We start from the raw sequence: 502 nt of genomic DNA, 5'->3' as shown, positions 1-502 counted from the left end.
CACCGTACGCACCGTCAACGGCGTCACCTCGATCGCCCTCAAGGCAAGCGGCGGCAGCATCAGCCGCAATGCGCTGACGATTGCCAGACCGACCGCCGACATCAGCATCGCCGATATCGCCAGGCTGGCGATCCGGGGCAACATCGGTGCGGAAAGCCTCGGACAGGGGGAAAACCGCGTCTCGGGCCTCAATCTCGCCTTCGAGCAGCAGGCAGGACGGACCGGCTTCTCGATCGACGCTGCCTATGACGGCGCGCCGGTCGCGGCGACGGGCGATCTCGTAAGCAATGCCGGTCGCACGGAAATCCGCCTGGCGTCCTTCTCGGCAACCCCGAAGAAGGTCCCGCTGCAGCTTGCCTCGCCGACGACCATCGCGATCGAGAACGGCATTGTTCGCCTCGGCGACCTCACCATCCTTGCGTCGGACGGCACGATTGTCGTGGCGGGCACCGCCGGCGAGCAACTCGACATTTCGGCGCAAATCAACGCGCTGCCGGCCACC

The 502-nt window shown here is 66.3% G+C and carries 1 protein-coding gene; it reads left to right on the top strand.

Going from position 1 to position 502, the window contains the following annotated elements:
- Positions 1-502, top strand: a 502-nt coding sequence (locus tag QN222_RS30450; RefSeq protein ID WP_284005757.1) for a hypothetical protein, incomplete at both ends; no start/stop codon positions are given.

It is taken from the genome of Sinorhizobium sp. 6-70 (assembly GCF_030124375.1).
GTDB lineage: Bacteria > Pseudomonadota > Alphaproteobacteria > Rhizobiales > Rhizobiaceae > Sinorhizobium.
Note: the sequence above shows the minus strand (reverse complement) of the source record. Positions and strands in the feature narration are given on the sequence as shown.